Source organism: Williamsia sp. z71 (assembly GCF_059553375.1).
Map to the genome: position 1 here is coordinate 445256 of NZ_JCANWX010000005.1, position 15698 is coordinate 460953.

General features: G+C 64.3%; 13 protein-coding genes and 2 rRNA genes. 6 read left to right on the forward strand and 9 right to left on the reverse strand.

All coding sequences use genetic code 11. The annotated features are described in order from the left end of the window. The first annotated feature begins 1 nt into the window (after position 1). From AC51GR_RS15115 to AC51GR_RS15125, 3 genes are read left to right on the forward strand one after another with little or no spacing between them, the layout of a single operon-like run. On the forward strand, positions 2-2008 hold the full coding sequence (locus tag AC51GR_RS15115) for a maltotransferase domain-containing protein (RefSeq protein WP_496325476.1): 2007 nt from the start codon (positions 2-4) through the stop codon (positions 2006-2008). After that, positions 2005-4215, forward strand: coding sequence for a 1,4-alpha-glucan branching protein GlgB (gene glgB, locus AC51GR_RS15120; RefSeq protein ID WP_496325440.1), 2211 nt, complete (start codon positions 2005-2007; stop codon positions 4213-4215). Before AC51GR_RS15115 ends, glgB begins: the two co-directional genes overlap by 4 nt. Before the next feature lie 19 nt (positions 4216-4234). Next, complete coding sequence (locus tag AC51GR_RS15125) at positions 4235-5683, forward strand: neutral zinc metallopeptidase (RefSeq protein WP_496325441.1); 1449 nt, start codon at positions 4235-4237, stop codon at positions 5681-5683. Positions 5684-5741: 58 nt separating this feature from the next. Here the strand turns inward: AC51GR_RS15125 and AC51GR_RS15130 are convergent, their stop codons facing one another. Genes AC51GR_RS15130 through AC51GR_RS15145 form a run of 4 tightly spaced genes read right to left on the reverse strand, consistent with a single transcriptional unit; the run spans position 5742 to position 9493 of the window. Continuing rightward, a complete protein-coding gene (locus AC51GR_RS15130) occupies positions 5742-6710 on the reverse strand; it encodes a tetratricopeptide repeat protein (RefSeq protein ID WP_496325442.1) in 969 nt (322 codons plus the stop codon). Continuing rightward, entirely contained in the window at positions 6710-7915 is a 1206-nt protein-coding gene (locus tag AC51GR_RS15135) for an MFS transporter (RefSeq protein WP_496325443.1), read from the reverse strand. The genes AC51GR_RS15130 and AC51GR_RS15135 overlap by 1 nt, the downstream gene beginning before the upstream one ends. Before the next feature lie 41 nt (positions 7916-7956). Further along, positions 7957-8292 carry a DUF3817 domain-containing protein gene (locus AC51GR_RS15140; RefSeq protein ID WP_496325444.1) on the reverse strand — a complete coding sequence of 112 codons (336 nt, stop codon included), beginning with the start codon at positions 8290-8292 and terminating at the stop codon, positions 7957-7959. A 13-nt stretch (positions 8293-8305) separates the two neighbouring features. Continuing rightward, complete coding sequence (locus AC51GR_RS15145) at positions 8306-9493, reverse strand: acetyl-CoA C-acetyltransferase (RefSeq protein ID WP_496325445.1); 1188 nt, start codon at positions 9491-9493, stop codon at positions 8306-8308. Positions 9494-9559: 66 nt separating this feature from the next. Between AC51GR_RS15145 and mce the strand changes: the two genes are divergently transcribed. Beyond that, positions 9560-10039 (forward strand): methylmalonyl-CoA epimerase, encoded by a 480-nt coding sequence (gene mce, locus AC51GR_RS15150; protein ID WP_496325446.1) that lies wholly within the window; start codon positions 9560-9562, stop codon positions 10037-10039. Positions 10040-10156: 117 nt separating this feature from the next. Beyond that, positions 10157-11200: a hypothetical protein gene (locus AC51GR_RS15155; RefSeq protein WP_496325447.1), complete on the forward strand. Its 1044-nt coding sequence runs from the start codon at positions 10157-10159 to the stop codon at positions 11198-11200. 10 nt (positions 11201-11210) lie between these two features. Here the strand turns inward: AC51GR_RS15155 and AC51GR_RS15160 are convergent, their stop codons facing one another. Further along, entirely contained in the window at positions 11211-11471 is a 261-nt protein-coding gene (locus AC51GR_RS15160) for an Rv1322 family protein (RefSeq protein ID WP_496325448.1), read from the reverse strand. Positions 11472-11487: 16 nt separating this feature from the next. Further along, positions 11488-12168: an endonuclease NucS gene (gene nucS / locus AC51GR_RS15165; RefSeq protein ID WP_496325449.1), complete on the reverse strand. Its 681-nt coding sequence runs from the start codon at positions 12166-12168 to the stop codon at positions 11488-11490. A 67-nt stretch (positions 12169-12235) separates the two neighbouring features. On the opposite strand from nucS, the gene AC51GR_RS15170 reads away from it, so the two are divergent. Then, positions 12236-12781 (forward strand): NUDIX domain-containing protein, encoded by a 546-nt coding sequence (locus AC51GR_RS15170; RefSeq protein WP_496325450.1) that lies wholly within the window; start codon positions 12236-12238, stop codon positions 12779-12781. Between the two features lie 21 nt (positions 12782-12802). Here AC51GR_RS15170 and glsA read toward each other — a convergent pair whose 3' ends face one another. From glsA to AC51GR_RS15185, 3 genes are all read right to left on the reverse strand, one after another. Next, entirely contained in the window at positions 12803-14197 is a 1395-nt protein-coding gene (glsA, locus tag AC51GR_RS15175) for a glutaminase A (protein ID WP_496325451.1), read from the reverse strand. A gap of 97 nt (positions 14198-14294) precedes the next feature. Continuing rightward, positions 14295-14411, reverse strand: a 5S ribosomal RNA gene (gene rrf / locus AC51GR_RS15180). A 115-nt stretch (positions 14412-14526) separates the two neighbouring features. Then, positions 14527-15698: ribosomal RNA gene (locus AC51GR_RS15185) — 23S ribosomal RNA — on the reverse strand; the annotation flags it as partial.

The following is a 15698-nucleotide window of genomic DNA, read 5'->3' on the forward strand; positions in this document are numbered from 1 at the left end:
GGTGATAGGGCGCATCGGGATCGATGACATAGCCCCCGTGGTCTCCTCAGGTCAGTTCTCCGCGAAAGCGGTTGTCGGAGAGACCGTCCCCGTAAGCGCAACGGTCTGGAGGGAAGGCCACGACGCCGTCGCCGCCACATTGCATGTCGATGGTCCGGCACGGAGCGCGAACCTCGACATCCGGATGTCGCCGGGCGCGGAGCCCGACACGTTCAACGCGCTGTTCACGCCGGATGCCGTCGGCTATTGGTCCTTCCGGATCGACGCCTGGAGCGACCCGTTCGCGACCTGGCGCGACGCCATGGACAAGAAACTCGCCGCCGGTCAGGGCGCTTCCGAACTCGCCAACGACATCGAGCGCGGTGCGCAGCTGCTCGAAAAGGCGATCCCACTCGTTCCGTCCGATGACCGCGAGTTGCTGACCGGCGCCATCGCCGTCCTGCGCGACCAGCGGGCGGTTCTCGCGGTGCGCGTCGCGCCGGCGCTCTCGGAGCAGGTCAGTACCCTGCTGATCGACTACCCGGTCCGCGAACTGGTCACCAAGAGCCGGACCCACCGCATCTGGGTCGACCGGGTCCGTGCGCTGTTCGGGTCCTGGTACGAGATGTTCCCCCGGTCCACCGGCGGCTGGGACAACGAGGGTCATCCGGTTCATGGCACGTTCCTGACCGCCGCCGAAGATCTGCCCCGCATCGCAGACATGGGCTTCGACGTGGTCTATCTGCCACCGATCCATCCGATCGGCGAGGTGAACCGCAAGGGGCCCAACAACTCCGTCACCGCCGGACCCGACGATGTCGGCTCCCCGTGGGCAATCGGTTCGGCAGACGGTGGTCACGACGCCATCCACCCACGTCTGGGCACGCTCGACGACTTCCACTATTTCCGCCAGCGCACCGAGGAACTCGGCATGGAGGTCGCGATCGACCTCGCACTGCAATGCGCGCCCGACCATCCCTGGACCACCGAACATCCCGACTGGTTCACCATCGAACCCGACGGGACGATCCGGTACGCGGAGAATCCGCCGAAGAAGTACCAGGACATCTACCCGCTCAACTTCGATGACGACCGCAACGGGATCTTCCGCGGCGTGCTGAAGGTCGTGCTGCACTGGGTCAAGCAGGGCGTCAAGATCTTTCGGGTCGACAACCCGCACACGAAGCCGCCGGATTTCTGGGAGTGGCTCATCATCGAGGTCAAGAAACGCGACCCCGACGTGCTGTTCCTCGCCGAGGCCTTCACCCGGCCCGCCCGGCTGTACGGTCTGGCCAAGCTGGGGTTCACGCAGTCCTACACGTATTTCACCTGGCGGACCGCCAAGTGGGAGCTCACCGAGTTCGGGAACGAGATCGCTGCCAAGGCAGACATCTGCAGGCCCAACCTGTTCGTCAACACCCCGGACATCCTGCACGAGAGCCTGCAACACGGCGGCCCGGCGATGTTCGCGCTGCGCGCGGCCCTGGCAGCCACCCTGTCCCCCACGTGGGGTGTCTACAGCGGGTACGAGTTGTTCGAGCACCAGGCCGTCCGCGAGGGCAGCGAAGAGTATCTGGACTCGGAGAAATATCAGCTGCGGCCCCGTGACTACAAGGGGGCGGCCAGCCGTGGCGAATCGCTCGAGGGCTGGATTCGCTCACTCAACGAGATCCGCAGGCGCCACCCGGCGCTGCAGCAATTGCGGTACCTGAAGTTCCATCACATCGACAACGACGCACTCATCGCGTTCTCGAAATTCGACCCGCACACCGGCGACACCGTGGTCGTGGTCATCAACCTCGACCCGTTCGCCGCCCAGGAATCAACCGTGTGGCTGGACATGCCCTCACTCGGCTACAACTGGCACGACCGCTTCAGCGGTATCGATGAAGTGACCGGCGAAAGCTTCCACTGGGGCCAGGCCAACTATGTCCGGCTCGAACCATGGCGTTCCGTTGCCCACATCGTTGCACTCCCGCCCATGCCAGAGGCGGCGCGCAGCGCACTCGCGTTCAGGACTCCCTCATGACCACATCGTCCAACACCGCACCCGACGCCACCCTCGAGAAGTCAGAACTCGACAGGCTCCTGTCCGGTACACACCACAACCCGCACGGCGTTCTCGGCGCTCATCCATCGGGCGAGTACACGATCCTGCGCACCCTCAAGCCTGATGCGGTCTCGGTGAGCGCTGTGATCGGCGGAGTCGACTACCCACTCGCGTACCAGGATTCAGGCCTGTTCGTCGCCACCATCCCGATCGCCGAGCTGACCGACTACCGGTACCGCGTCACGTATCAGGACACGACCGGCACCCCCCGCGAGTTCGTCGTCGCCGACGGCTACCGATTCCTTCCCAGCCTCGGCGAGCTCGACATCCATCTGTTCACCGAGGGCAGGCACGAACGACTGTGGGAAATCCTCGGCCCGCAGTCGCGGCTGTACTCGACGCCGGACGGAGATGTCGACGGCACCAGCTTCGCGGTGTGGGCGCCCAATGCCCAGGGCGTGACCGTCATCGGGAGTTTCGACGGCTGGCGGGGGCATACCGCACCGATGCGCAGCCTCGGTTCGTCCGGGGTCTGGGAAGTGTTCGTGCCCCATATCGGTCCGGGCACCACGTACAAATACCGGATCACCGGCAACGACGGTGTCGTCCGGGAGAAGGCCGATCCGATGGCGCGGGCCGCCGAGGTCCCGCCGGCCACCGCCTCGATCATCCCCGAGACGTCGTTCGAGTGGACCGATGCCGAGTGGGTGGACCGCCGCGAGAAGCTGGACGCGCTGACCGAGCCGATGAGCGTGTACGAGGTACATCTCGGGTCGTGGCGCCAGGGTCTGGGGTATCGCGAACTCGCGGACGAGCTCGGTGCGTACGTCAGCGAACTCGGCTTCACCCATGTCGAGCTGCTGCCGGTGTCCGAGCACCCCTTTGGTGGATCGTGGGGTTACCAGGTCACCTCGTACTACGCTCCGACCTCGCGTTTCGGCACGCCCGACGACTTCCGCTTCTTCGTCGACCGGCTGCACGAGCTCGGGATCGGCGTCCTCGTCGATTGGGTACCGGCACACTTCCCCAAAGACGCCTGGGCCCTTGCCCGTTTCGACGGCACGCCCCTCTACGAGCACGGCGATCCGCAGCGCGGAGAGCAATTGGACTGGGGCACTTATGTTTTCGACTTCGGTCGACCCGAGGTCCGCAACTTCCTGGTTGCCAACGCGCTCTACTGGTTCGACGAGTTCCACATCGACGGACTGCGGGTCGACGCCGTCGCCTCGATGCTCTACCTCGATTACTCCCGTCCGGACGGCGGCTGGTCCCCCAACATCCACGGGGGTCGCGAGAACCTCGAGGCCGTGCAGTTCCTGCAGGAGATGAACGCGACCGTCCACAAACACCACCCCGGTGTCGTGACGATCGCCGAGGAATCGACATCATGGCCGGGCGTGACCCGAGACACCAACCTGGGCGGACTCGGCTTCACCATGAAGTGGAACATGGGCTGGATGCACGACACCCTCGGTTATCTCGGGCGTGATCAGATCCACCGCAGCTTCCATCACCACGAGATCACGTTCTCCCTGATGTACGCCTGGAGCGAGAACTTCGTCCTGCCCATCAGCCACGACGAGGTCGTGCACGGCAAGGGCACACTGTGGACGCGGATGCCGGGTGATTCACAGACCAAGGCCGCCGGAGTCCGCGCACTACTCGCCTACATGTGGGCCCATCCCGGCAAGCAGTTGCTCTTCATGGGCCAGGAGTTCGCCCAGACCCCGGAATGGTCCGAGAGCCGCAGTCTGTCGTGGGAGCAGCTCGAAGGCTGGGAGGGCGAGCTGCACGCGGGTGTCCAGTCGCTCGTCGCCGACCTGAACAGCACATACCGTCGGCACCCGGCCCTTTACAGCCAGGACATCACACCCAGCGGCTATTCCTGGATCGACGCCAACGACACCGCGGGCAACATCATCAGTTTCCTGCGATGGGGGTCGGACGGCTCCGTGGTGGCCTGCATCTTCAATTTCTCCGGCACCACCCGCACCGACTACCGCGTGGGCCTTCCGGTCGCCGGGGTGTGGAACGAAATCCTCAACACAGATGCACCGGCGTACGGCGGAACCGGCGCCGGTAATCTCGGGCAGGTGACCGCACACAGTGAAGCCTGGCACGGCCGTCCCGCGTGTGCCCGGCTGACGTTGCCCGCCAACGGAGCCATCTGGATCGCGCCGGCCTAGCGGCGGCGAGGGCACTTCGGTGAACACACGACGAATATCGTGGATCAGCGGGCTGGTCGGTGTCTGCCTGGTGGTGTCGTCCGGTTGCGCCGGCCGCGAAGAGCAGGTCGTGGTCGACGGCGATCCGGTGTCGGTGTACTCCGACCCGTTCACCGTTGCCGGCCTCACGGTCAGCGACGGACCCACCGGTCTACGCGAAGGCGCCGGCGATCCCGTCCTCGACATCGACAACGCGGATTCCGGTGAGATCGACACCCTGATGGCCGCGGCCCTGCTCGATCTCGAGAAGTACTGGAAAGAGGCGTTCGAGCCCGCGTTCGGCGATGAGTTCAAAACCGGTCTGGGCTTCGTGTCCTGGGATGCCGAGGCTCCCCGAAGCGCATCGGTGACCTTCTGCGGCGACTCGACCTATGGTCACGTCAATGCCGCCTTCTGCCCACCTCGGGACCAGATCGGCTGGGACCGTGGCGTTCTGATGCCGGCCCTGCTCGACGAGTTCGGGCCGATGGCCCCGGTGACGGTCATCGCCCACGAGTACGGCCATTACGTGCAGATGATCGCCGGCATCGACAAAGACGCCTCCCCGATCGTCAGTGAGCAGCAAGCAGACTGCCTCTCGGGCAACTTCATCCGATGGATCGCCGAGGACAAGGGCGAGTACCTGCAGATCAACACCGCCGACGGGCTCAATACCGCTGTCGCCGCGCTGATCTCGGCCCGGGACAGCGAACGTGGGCAATCCGATCACGGCACCGCGTTCGAGCGGGCCCGTGCATTCGAAACCGGATTCGGCAACGGGCCGGACAGGTGCGGGGCCATCGATGAGATCAGCATCGACGACATGCGCGATGCGATGCCGCCGCGCTTCGACAATGCCGGCAGCATCGACAACACCCGGTTCAGCGCCGGCGGGCTGGACTCGGTGATCTCATCGCTCGAAGAGTTCTTCGCCCTGCCGCCCGACGTCCGGCCTGCCGTCGACACCGAAACCCTGGACACCCGGTGTCCCGGCGTCGACACCGTGGCCACCACGCCACCGGTGGCGTTTTGCCCGGCGACCAATTCGCTGTCGATGGATTCGTCGGAGCTGGCGTCGATCGCCGACAACGGCACCAGCGGACCCCCTGGCCTGCCGAGCTACATCGCCGGCGATTTCAGCGCCTACTCGTTGGTGGCATCCCGCTACTCGATCGCGGCCCAGCAGGCCCGCGGTCAGGTGATCGACCAGCCGGTCTCCGCGGCCCGGGCGGCCTGCGCCACCGGGCAGTGGGCCCGGTCGACCGCAGACTCCGGCACCTTCACCCTGCGCGGCGGTGACCTCGACGAGCTGGTGTCCGGTCTTCTGGTCAGCGGCGCCGTGGCCAGTGACGTGGCCGGCCGATCACTTCCGAGCGGGTTCTCCCGGATCGCAGCGTTCTCGGCCGGCTACTTCGACACCGACAGTGGTTGCTCCCGCTACGACCCGTGAGACCCGATCAGTACAGCGCGGTCATCAGTACAGGGCGGTCATCAGTACAGGGCGGTCATCAGTACAGGGCGGTCGCGAGCTTGCGCCGGGCCGCGACCACAAAGGGTTCGGCCGGGTCGAACAGTTCGAAGAGTTCGAGGAGCCGGGCCCGAGCGGCGGCGCGGTCGTCGCCGGCAGTCCTGGCAACGACTTTGACGATCCGGTCGAATGCGGCCTCGGGCTGCTGATTGAGCAGTTCCACGTCGGCGGCGGCCAGTTGCTTCTCGAGATCGTCGGGCGATGCGTCGGCGAGCTCTGCCGGATCGTGGGACTGGGCCCGCGCGACAAACGTCAGGTTGCGGACCAGGGAGGCGGCCTCGATGTTGTTCGGCTCGGCGGCAGCGATCTCTTTGTAGTCGGCCAGGGCCCCCTCGATGTCGCCATCGTTGAGTTTGTCCTCGGCCGCCGCCATCCGCGGGTCGACGGGTTCCTCGGCATCCGCACCGCCCGCAGCGGGCGCACCGGTGAGGCCGGCGCCGTGCTGACTCATGACGTCGTCGATCCAGCCCTGGATCTGTGCGGCCGGCTGCGCACCGGCGAACGCCGACACCGGCTGACCGCCGATGATCGCGACCACGGTCGGAACGGACTGCACGCCGAACAACTGCGCGACGCGCGGATTGGCGTCGACGTCGACCTTCGCCAGCACCCAGGCGCCACCGGACTCGGCGGCCATCCGCTCCAACGTCGGTGACAGTTGCTTACAAGGACCACACCAGGTTGCCCACAGGTCGACGACGACCAGCACCTGCGAGGACCGGGCGACGACCTCGGACTCGAAGGTTTCCTCGGTGACGTCGTAGACGGCGGGGAACCCGGCTCCCCCGGCCGGAGCCGACGGGGGTGCGGCTCCCGGCGGCGGTGCCGGCCGATTTGCTTGTGCGCGTTGCGCCTCGGCGCGCTCTTTGAGACCTGAAAGGTCCACGGCGCCTGACATCGCCGCTGCCGCACGGGCAGCCGCCTGCTGACTTTGTTGCGGTCTGGTCATTACTCCAGTTTGGCACGGTCATCGGCGGAGTGGTGCCGGGGTCCGGTTGTGCGGGGCCGGACCACCGGCGCGAAAACGATGGCGATCACCAACCCGGCGACCGCAAACCACAACGCACTGCCGAGCGAGAACCACTGACCGATCGGTCCGATGACGGCCGGGCCCGCCAGCATCCCGACATACCCGAATCCGACAACCACCGAGATGATCTGGCCGCTCGATGCCGTCGTGACGTTTCCGGCCGCGGTGAACAGCTGTGGAACCCCGCCCGCGATGCCGAGCCCGAACACCGCCCACCCGACGATGCTCCACGGTGCACTGGGAGCGCAGATCGCCAACGCCATCCCGCCGACGGCGACGGCTGCCCCACCGCGCACGACGGCGACCGGGCCGAACCGGGCGCTCACCGCGTCGGCGGAGAATCGGAAGATCACCATCGTGGCACTGAATGCGCCGAACGCAACGGCGCCCAGAGCGTCGGAGGCGTCATACCTCTCGACGATGTAGAGCGCACTCCAGTCGTAGGCGACGCCCTCGGCCAGCATGAGCATGAACGCCACCAGGGCGAGCAGCGCGATCCGGCCCCAGGGCCGAGGTTCGTTCTCCCCGACGTCCTCGACGGCCACCCCGGTTGCGGCCCGCCCAGGGGTTGCCACCTCGTCGCCCGCCCGGCCGGAGAACAGATCACCGGACAGGACGGCAACGCTGATCAATCCCACTGCGCAGAACGTCCCCAGCACAGCCATGAGGGGCACGTCGAGCGCAAGACCGGCGGCCACGATTCCCGCGCCGACCAGCCCACCCACCGAGAAGTATCCGTGGAACGACGACATGATCGGCCGCTTGTACGTGCGTTCACACAGCACGGCCTGGGTGTTCATCGAGACGTCGAGCGCGCCGTTGAAGAAGCCGAACGTGACGAGAGCCGCGGCCAGCGACATCGTGCCGGTTGCCAGGCCAGGCAACAGGATCGCCAGCGACAGGCCGGTCGCGCTGATGACCGTGGGCCACTTGGATCCGATGCGGTCGGTCAACGGGCCCACCAGTTGCATCGCAACCAGGGCCGCCCCGCCGATCGCCAGCAGCAGGCCGCCGAGGGTGGCATGGCTGACGCCGGTTCGGTCCCCGATCACCGGGATGTGGGCCACCCACATGGCGGCCAACAGCCCGTTGAGTCCGAAGATGCACGAAACCGCCACCCGCACCCGAAGATTCGGGTGCGCGATGGCGGTTTCGGTTGGTGATGTCAGGCTGTTGCAACCTTCGACGGTGCTTCGGTTCCGTCGAGCAGGCCCTTGCGCTTCGCCCACACCTCGAAGACCACGGTGCCGAACGGCGGAATGCTCGCCAGCAGCGCGAGACCGGTGGTGAACAGGTTCCACTTCAGGCGCCACGCGGTGAACAGCGAGACCACGAGGTACACCATGAACACGATGCCGTGGGTCATGCCCGGGATCGCGATGGCTTCTTCATGGCCGAGCACCCACTTGAAGAACATCGCGATCAGCAGCGCCAGCCAGGTCACGGCCTCGGCAATCGCCACTACTCGGAAGATCTGGGCGGTGAGTTTTGCAGAAATCAATTTTCGGTCACTTTCACTTCTTGGGTACAGAGATTATGAGCGCATCACCCTGTCCACCGGCGCCGCAGAGGGCGGCCACACCGGTGCCACCTCCGCGACGGGCGAGCTCCAGGGCCAGATGCAGCGTGATACGCGCACCGGAGGCACCGATCGGGTGACCGATCGCGATGGCACCACCGTTGACGTTGACCTTGTCCTGCGAGACACCGAGTTCCTTGGTCGAGGCCAGGCCGACCGCCGAGAACGCTTCGTTGATCTCGTAGAGGTCGAATCCGGCGGGGTCGATCCCGGCCTTCGAGGCAGCCTTGCGGATGGCGTTGGCCGGCTGGTGCTGCAGGGTCGAGTCGGGTCCGGCGACAACACCGTGCGCGCCGATCTCGGCGATCCAGTCGAGTCCGAGCGCCTGCGCCTTCTCCTTGCTCATCACGATGACGGCGGCGGCGCCGTCGGAGATCTGCGAGGAGTTGCCGGCGGTGATGGTTCCGTCCTTGCGGAAGGCCGGGCGCAGACGACCGAGGGAATCAACGGTGGTGTCGGCGCGGATGCCCTCATCCTCGGCGAACAGGACCGGATCGCCCTTGCGCTGCGGGATCGGCACCGGCACGACCTCGTCGTCGTACACGCCGTTCTTCCACGCGATGGCGGCCCGCTGGTTCGACTGCGCCGCGTACTCGTCCTGCTGCTCGCGGGTGAACTTCTCGACGTCGTTCTGCTGCTCGGTGAGCGCACCCATCGGCTGATCGGTGAACGGATCGTGCAGGCCGTCATAGGCCATGTGATCGACCAGCTCGGTGTTGCCGTATTTGAAGCCGCTGCGGCTGCCCTGCAGGATGTGCGGCGCCTGGGTCATCGATTCCTGACCACCGGCGACCACACACTCGAACTCACCTGCGCGGATGAGCTGATCGGCCAGCGCGATCGCGTCGATGCCCGACAGGCACATCTTGTTGATCGAAAGAGCGGGGACATCCCAGCCGATACCGGCCTTGACCGCGGTCTGCTTGGCGGGCATCTGGCCTGCACCGGCACCGAGAACCTGTCCCATGATGACGTATTCGACCTCAGAGGCAGGGACGTTGCCCTTCTCCAGGGCCCCGCGGATGGCGATCGCGCCGAGATCCACCGCACTGAAATCCTTGAGCGAACCCATCAATCGGCCGATCGGGGTACGTGCTCCGGACACTATTACCGACGTTGTCATCTGTTCTGACCTCTCTGAAAGCTGGCTGAATCGTCGCTCAACTAACCCCGAGGTTACCTTTATGCCATGAGCACATCTGAACAGAACCCCCAGTCAGTGGCCATGGCCACCATCGGAGAGCTAGTCACCGCGGTCGATCACGTCGGGATCGCAGTGCCCGATCTCGAGGCCGCCAAGGCCTGGTACCTCGACAACCTGGGCCTGGTGACCCTGCACCAGGAGACCAACGCCGCCCAGGGCGTGGTCGAGGCGATGGTGGGTCCGGCAGGTGCCGACAAGACGCACGCCCTGATCCAGCTGCTCTCGCCGATCGACGAGACGTCGACCATCGCCAAGTTCATCGACCGCAACGGTCCCGGACTGCAGCAGATGGCGGTCCGGGTCACCGACATCGAGGAGGTCACCCGCCGTCTGGTCGCCAACGGTCTGCGGGTGCTGTACACCGAGCCGCGCCGCGGCACCGCGAACTCGAGGATCAACTTCATCCATCCCAAGGACGCCGGTGGTGTCCTCCTCGAACTGGTGGAACCGGCCGCCACGCACTGACGATCGCGCTCGTGAGAGCCGACCGGATGGTGGGCACGGGTTGCAGCCTGGTAACTCCTGTGGCGCACACCGTGTTCACCGCCGGTACCGGTGACAACACAGCGTAAAATCTCACCCATGCCAATCAACGAGGCCACATCTGCCAGCGGCCTGCCGTTTGCCACGGTCATGCGTGGTTACGACCGGGATCAGGTCACCGAGTTCTTCCGTCGCTTCGACGCGGAGATGCGGGTCATCGCCGCCGACCGCGACGCCGCCACAGCCAATGCCCGGGAACTCGCCGAGAACCTCGAGATCGCCCGCGACAACATCGACGAGCTCCGCCGCGAGGTCAATCGGTTGTCCGTTCCGCCGACCACCGTCCAGGGGATGAGCGAGCGCGTCTCGAGCATGCTGCGCCTGGCCTCCGACGAAGCCTCGGAGATCCGGGCACAGTCCGAAGCCGAAGCTGCGGAAGTACTTTCGATCGCCCGCCAGGAGGTCGCGCAGCACCGCGAGGAGATCGCGCGCAAGGTCGAGGAAATCGAGAACCGCCGCGAGGCGATGGCCGCCGAACACGAGGCCACGATGATCGCGGCCCGCAACGAGGCGCAGCGCATCATCGCCGAGGCGAAGGCGCAGGCAGAAGAGCTCGATGCCCGGGCACAGGCCAACCGGGAACGGATTCAGCAGGACTTCGACATCACGATGGCCGCCCGCCGGACCGAAGCCGTCGAGGCAGCGGCCAAACTCGAGACCGACAGCAAGAACGAAGCTCGCGAACTGCTCGAGAACGCACACGCCGAAGCCGAGAGTCTGCGGCAGCGTGCAGCGTCCGCGGCAACCGAAAGAGTCACGCGCTCACAAGAAGTCACCGAGCAGGTGCGCGCGCTGCGGAGCCGGATGCTGTCCCAGCTCGCCGAGATCCGCAACCAGCTCGACGACGTCCCCCAGCTGCTCGCCGAGGTGGAGAACGAGCCCGAATTACTCGATCCGAACACCACCGGACTGCTGAACAAAGAGCTCTCCGACAACGCACGTCTCGATGAACCGTCGTCGTCCCCCGCCGGCGATGCCGTTGATCCCGAAACCGCCGACCACTCAACACTCGACGAGTCGACCGATCTCAAATCAGCGGACGAGACGGACACCCCGGACCGGGTCAGTACGTCGTACCGGTAACCGGCGACGTTCAGCGTCGTGCACGGCGGGTGCCGCGCGTGCCGCGACGCCAGCACCCGGTGTGCCAATGGCGGCGATCATCAAGATAGGACGCGCCGCCAGTGAACCCGTCCATGCCGTAATCGTCCACCGGCCAGGCCACCACATGCGGAACACCTACCGCGATGGTCTGATTGCAGCCCGGGCACCGGTAGATCTTCGTGGCGCGCTGGCCGGCAATCGGCCGGACGTAGTAGTCGTCGCCGCCGGGGCCGGACTCGATCCGTTCCATCACACCCGTCGATATCTCAGAACAGCCGGAACTCGGTGCTCTCGGTCCCCCGAAGCTTGTCGTAGTCGAGAATCACGCAGCGGATACCGCGATCGTTGGCGAGCGTCTTGGCCTGCGGCTTGATCTGCTGGGCCGCGAAGACACCCTGCACCGGCGCCAGCAGCGGATCCCGGTTCATCAGCTCCAGGTAGCGCGTCAGCTGCTCGACGCCATCGATCTCGCCGCGTCGTTTGATCTCCACCGCAACCGACGTGCCGTCTGCATCCCGGCACAGCAGGTCGACGGGACCGATCGCGGTCATGTACTCCCGGCGTACCAGCGAATAGCCGGGACCGAGTGTCTCGACGTGTTCGGCCAGCAACTCCTGCAGATGTGCCTCGACACCGTCCTTGACCAGGCCCGGATCGACGCCGAGTTCGTGGCTCGAATCATGCTCGATGTTCGTGATCGTGATCTGGAGTTCTTCGCCGGCCTTGTTCGTCACCACCCAGAGTTGCGGCCCATCAGGCGTTTCCGGAGTTGTCTCCACCAGCCAGCACGGCGGGCTCATCCAGTTCAGCGGCTTGTAGGCACGATCGTCGGCATGCACACTGACCGAACCATCGGATTTGATCAACAGCAGTCGGCGAGCTTTGGGCAGATGGGCGGTGAGCCGTCCGACGTAGTCGACCTGGCATTCGGCAATAACAAGACGCACGAGACCACCTTAGGCCCGTGGCCGCGATGCGCGTCGCCCCCGTGCCGTGCGCCGGCCATATTCTGATGTGGTGTCGATCAAGCGAGTGTCTTCAGCCGAGATATATGCGAATCCGTGGTTGTCCCTGCGAGAGGACAAGATCGTGCGCTCCGACGGCAGCGGTGGGATCTACAGCGTGGTCGACAAGCCGGAGGGAGTCATCGTCATCCCCCGCGAGGAGGGTCGGGTCTTCCTGGTCGAACAGTTCCGCTACGCGGTCGATGCGCGACGATGGGAGTTCCCGGCGGGCACGGCGCCGGACCGCCAGGTGATTCCGGCGCAGACACTTGCGGTCCGCGAGCTCGCCGAAGAAACCGGTCTGAGTGCCGGGTCGCTCACCCACATCGGCACGGTCGACGTGGCACCCGGTTTCAGCAGTCAGCGACAAGCGGTGTTCCTCGCAGAGGACCTCGAGGTCGGCGTGACGCAACGCGAGCACGAAGAACAAGACATGGATGCCCGGTGGTGGTCGGTTGCCGAACTCTGGGCCGCGGTGGCATCCGGCCAGATCTGCGACGCCCAGACCCTGGCGGCTCTGACGCTGCTCACCGCGCACGACGCCGCCCAGAACTGACCGGCGTGCGCACTTGCCTGACTAAGGCTTCTCGATCGCGATCTTCAGCAAGAAGTCTTCGGCCTCGGCCAGCGCCTCGGCCATCGACTTGACGACGTAGTCGAGCTGCGGGGCTCGCTGGGCCTCATGAGCGTGCCGTCGCAGCACGACGCCGTCCGGATCGACCACCACCGCAGTGCGTTCCACGTTCTCGAGGTTCTTGCTGGCACCGAGGAACATCGTTCTCGATACGGCGTCGACCTGATCGACTCGACTCATGTCCAGGATCACCACGTCGAACTCCTGGGCCGCCGACCGAATACGTCGGAGCACGCTCTCGGTGCCGGAGAACGTGAGGTCGCCTTGCAGTTCGTAGATCCTGATGCGATCGCGCTTGCCCCTGAGGAAGTGCCTTTCGAACTCATTGCGGTCGGTGGCGACCTCGAACTCCTCGGCGTTCCGGAACGAGCGAACCGCGGACCTGCTCTCCCTCGCGACGTTGAACATGTGGAGCCCCAGGTCGGAAGAGAGCCGCTTGCAGGCGCTGACACCACGGACGCTGTTGCCGTGCACGTCGAGGAGCGGAGAGTAGACACCGATACCGAGTTGTCCGGGCAGCACGGCCATGATCCCGCCGCCGACCCCGCTCTTGGCCGGGAGACCCACCCTGGTCACCCAGTCGCCCGCCCCGTCGTACATTCCACACGTCGTCATCACGCTCAGTACCCGTTGGACAACACTCTGCGTCATCACCCGCCGGCCGGTCCGTGGGTTCACTCCCCCGTTCGCCAGGGTGCCCCCGATGGCCGCGAGATCGTTGGTCGTGACGATCAACGAGCACTGACGGAAGTAGAGGTCGATCGAGTCCTCCGGGGAGGCCTGCAGGGCGCCGAAGCTCTGCAGCATGTACGCGATGGCACGGTTCCGCGCACCACTTCGCATCTCGGAGGCGTACACCTCGGTGTCAAGTGACAGCTGACGGCCGGCACAGGACGAGTAGAAATCGAGCAGTTCCGCGAACGCGGTGTCCACATCGGGCTCGATCTCGAGAAGCAGCGAGGCCGACAGAATCGCACCCGCGTTGATCATCGGGTTGCGCGGCCGACGCTGTGAATCGACACTGATCTCGTTGAACGCCTCACCCGACGGTTCGACGCCGATACGCGCATCGACCACGTCAAAACCCTTGTGCGTCAAAGCGAGTGCGTAGGTGAGCGGCTTCGACACGGATTGGAGGGTGAACCCGACACCCGAGTCGCCGATCGAATACACATATCCGTCGTGCAGCGCCAACGACAACCCGAAGCGGAACGGATCGACCTGGGCGAGTTCCGGTATGTAATCCGCGAGCGCGCCTTCATCGCCGACCGAGCAACTTTCATGGATGTGTTGCAGGTACGACTCGACCAGAGACGGACCGCCGATCAGTGATGCCATGACTCATCTAAGCAAACATCCCCACCGTGTGGGGATAGCAAAATACCCTGTATTCGAGTCCATTGCTGGAATCGGATACAGGGTATTCGCAAATTGTGTTCGGCGGTGTCCTACTCTCCCACACTGATTAGGGTGCAGTACCATCGGCGCTGGTAGGCTTAGCTTCCGGGTTCGGAATGGGACCGGGCGTTTCCCTACCGCTATAGCCGCCGTAACAATGTGAAACAACCATCGTCACAAATCAAGTCAATGATTAGTGCTGATCATTTGTTTGTTTGTGTGTTGTTTCAGATATTGCACAGTGGATGCGTGACAAACTTTGTTTGTTTTGGTTGTAAGTCCTCGGCCGATTAGTACCAGTCACCTGCACCCGTTACCGGGCTTCCAGTTCTGGCCTATCTACCCCATGGTCTGTAGGGGGCCTTAACCCTGCTAAGAGGGTGAGAAACCTCATCTTGGAACAGGCTTCCCGCTTAGATGCTTTCAGCGGTTATCCCTTCCGAACGTAGCTAACCAGCGGTGCCCTTGGTAGGACAACTGGCACACCAGAGGTTCGTCCGTCCCGGTCCTCTCGTACTAGGGACAGGTTTCCTCAAGTTTCTTACGCGCGCGGCGGATAGAGACCGAACTGTCTCACGACGTTCTAAACCCAGCTCGCGTGCCGCTTTAATGGGCGAACAGCCCAACCCTTGGGACCTACTCCAGCCCCAGGATGCGACGAGCCGACATCGAGGTGCCAAACCATCCCGTCGATATGGACTCTTGGGGAAGATCAGCCTGTTATCCCCGGGGTACCTTTTATCCGTTGAGCGACACCGCTTCCACTTGCCGGTGCCGGATCACTAGTCCCGACTTTCGTCCCTGCTCGACATGTACGTCTCACAGTCAAGCTCCCTTGTGCACTTACACTCAACACCTGATTGCCAACCAGGCTGAGGGAACCTTTGGGCGCCTCCGTTACATTTTAGGAGGCAACCGCCCCAGTTAAACTACCCACCAGGCACTGTCCCTGAACCAGATCATGGTCCGAAGTTAGATGTCCAATACGATCAGAGTGGTATTTCAACAACGACTCCACACACACTGGCGTGCATGTATCACAGTCTCCCACCTATCCTACACAAACCGAACCGAACAACAATACCAAGCTATAGTGAAGGTCCCGGGGTCTTTTCGTCCTGCCGCGCGTAACGAGCATCTTTACTCGTAATGCAATTTCGCCGAGTCTGTGGTTGAGACAGCAGAGAAGTCGTTACGCCATTCGTGCAGGTCGGAACTTACCCGACAAGGAATTTCGCTACCTTAGGATGGTTATAGTTACCACCGCCGTTTACTGGGGCTTAAATTCTCAGCTTCACCACCGAAGTGATTAACCGGTCCTCTTAACCTTCCAGCACCGGGCAGGCGTCAGTCCGTATACATCGTCTTACGACTTCGCACGGACCTGTGTTTTTAGTAAACAGTCGCTTCTCTCTGGTCTCTGCGACCACACCCAGCTCAG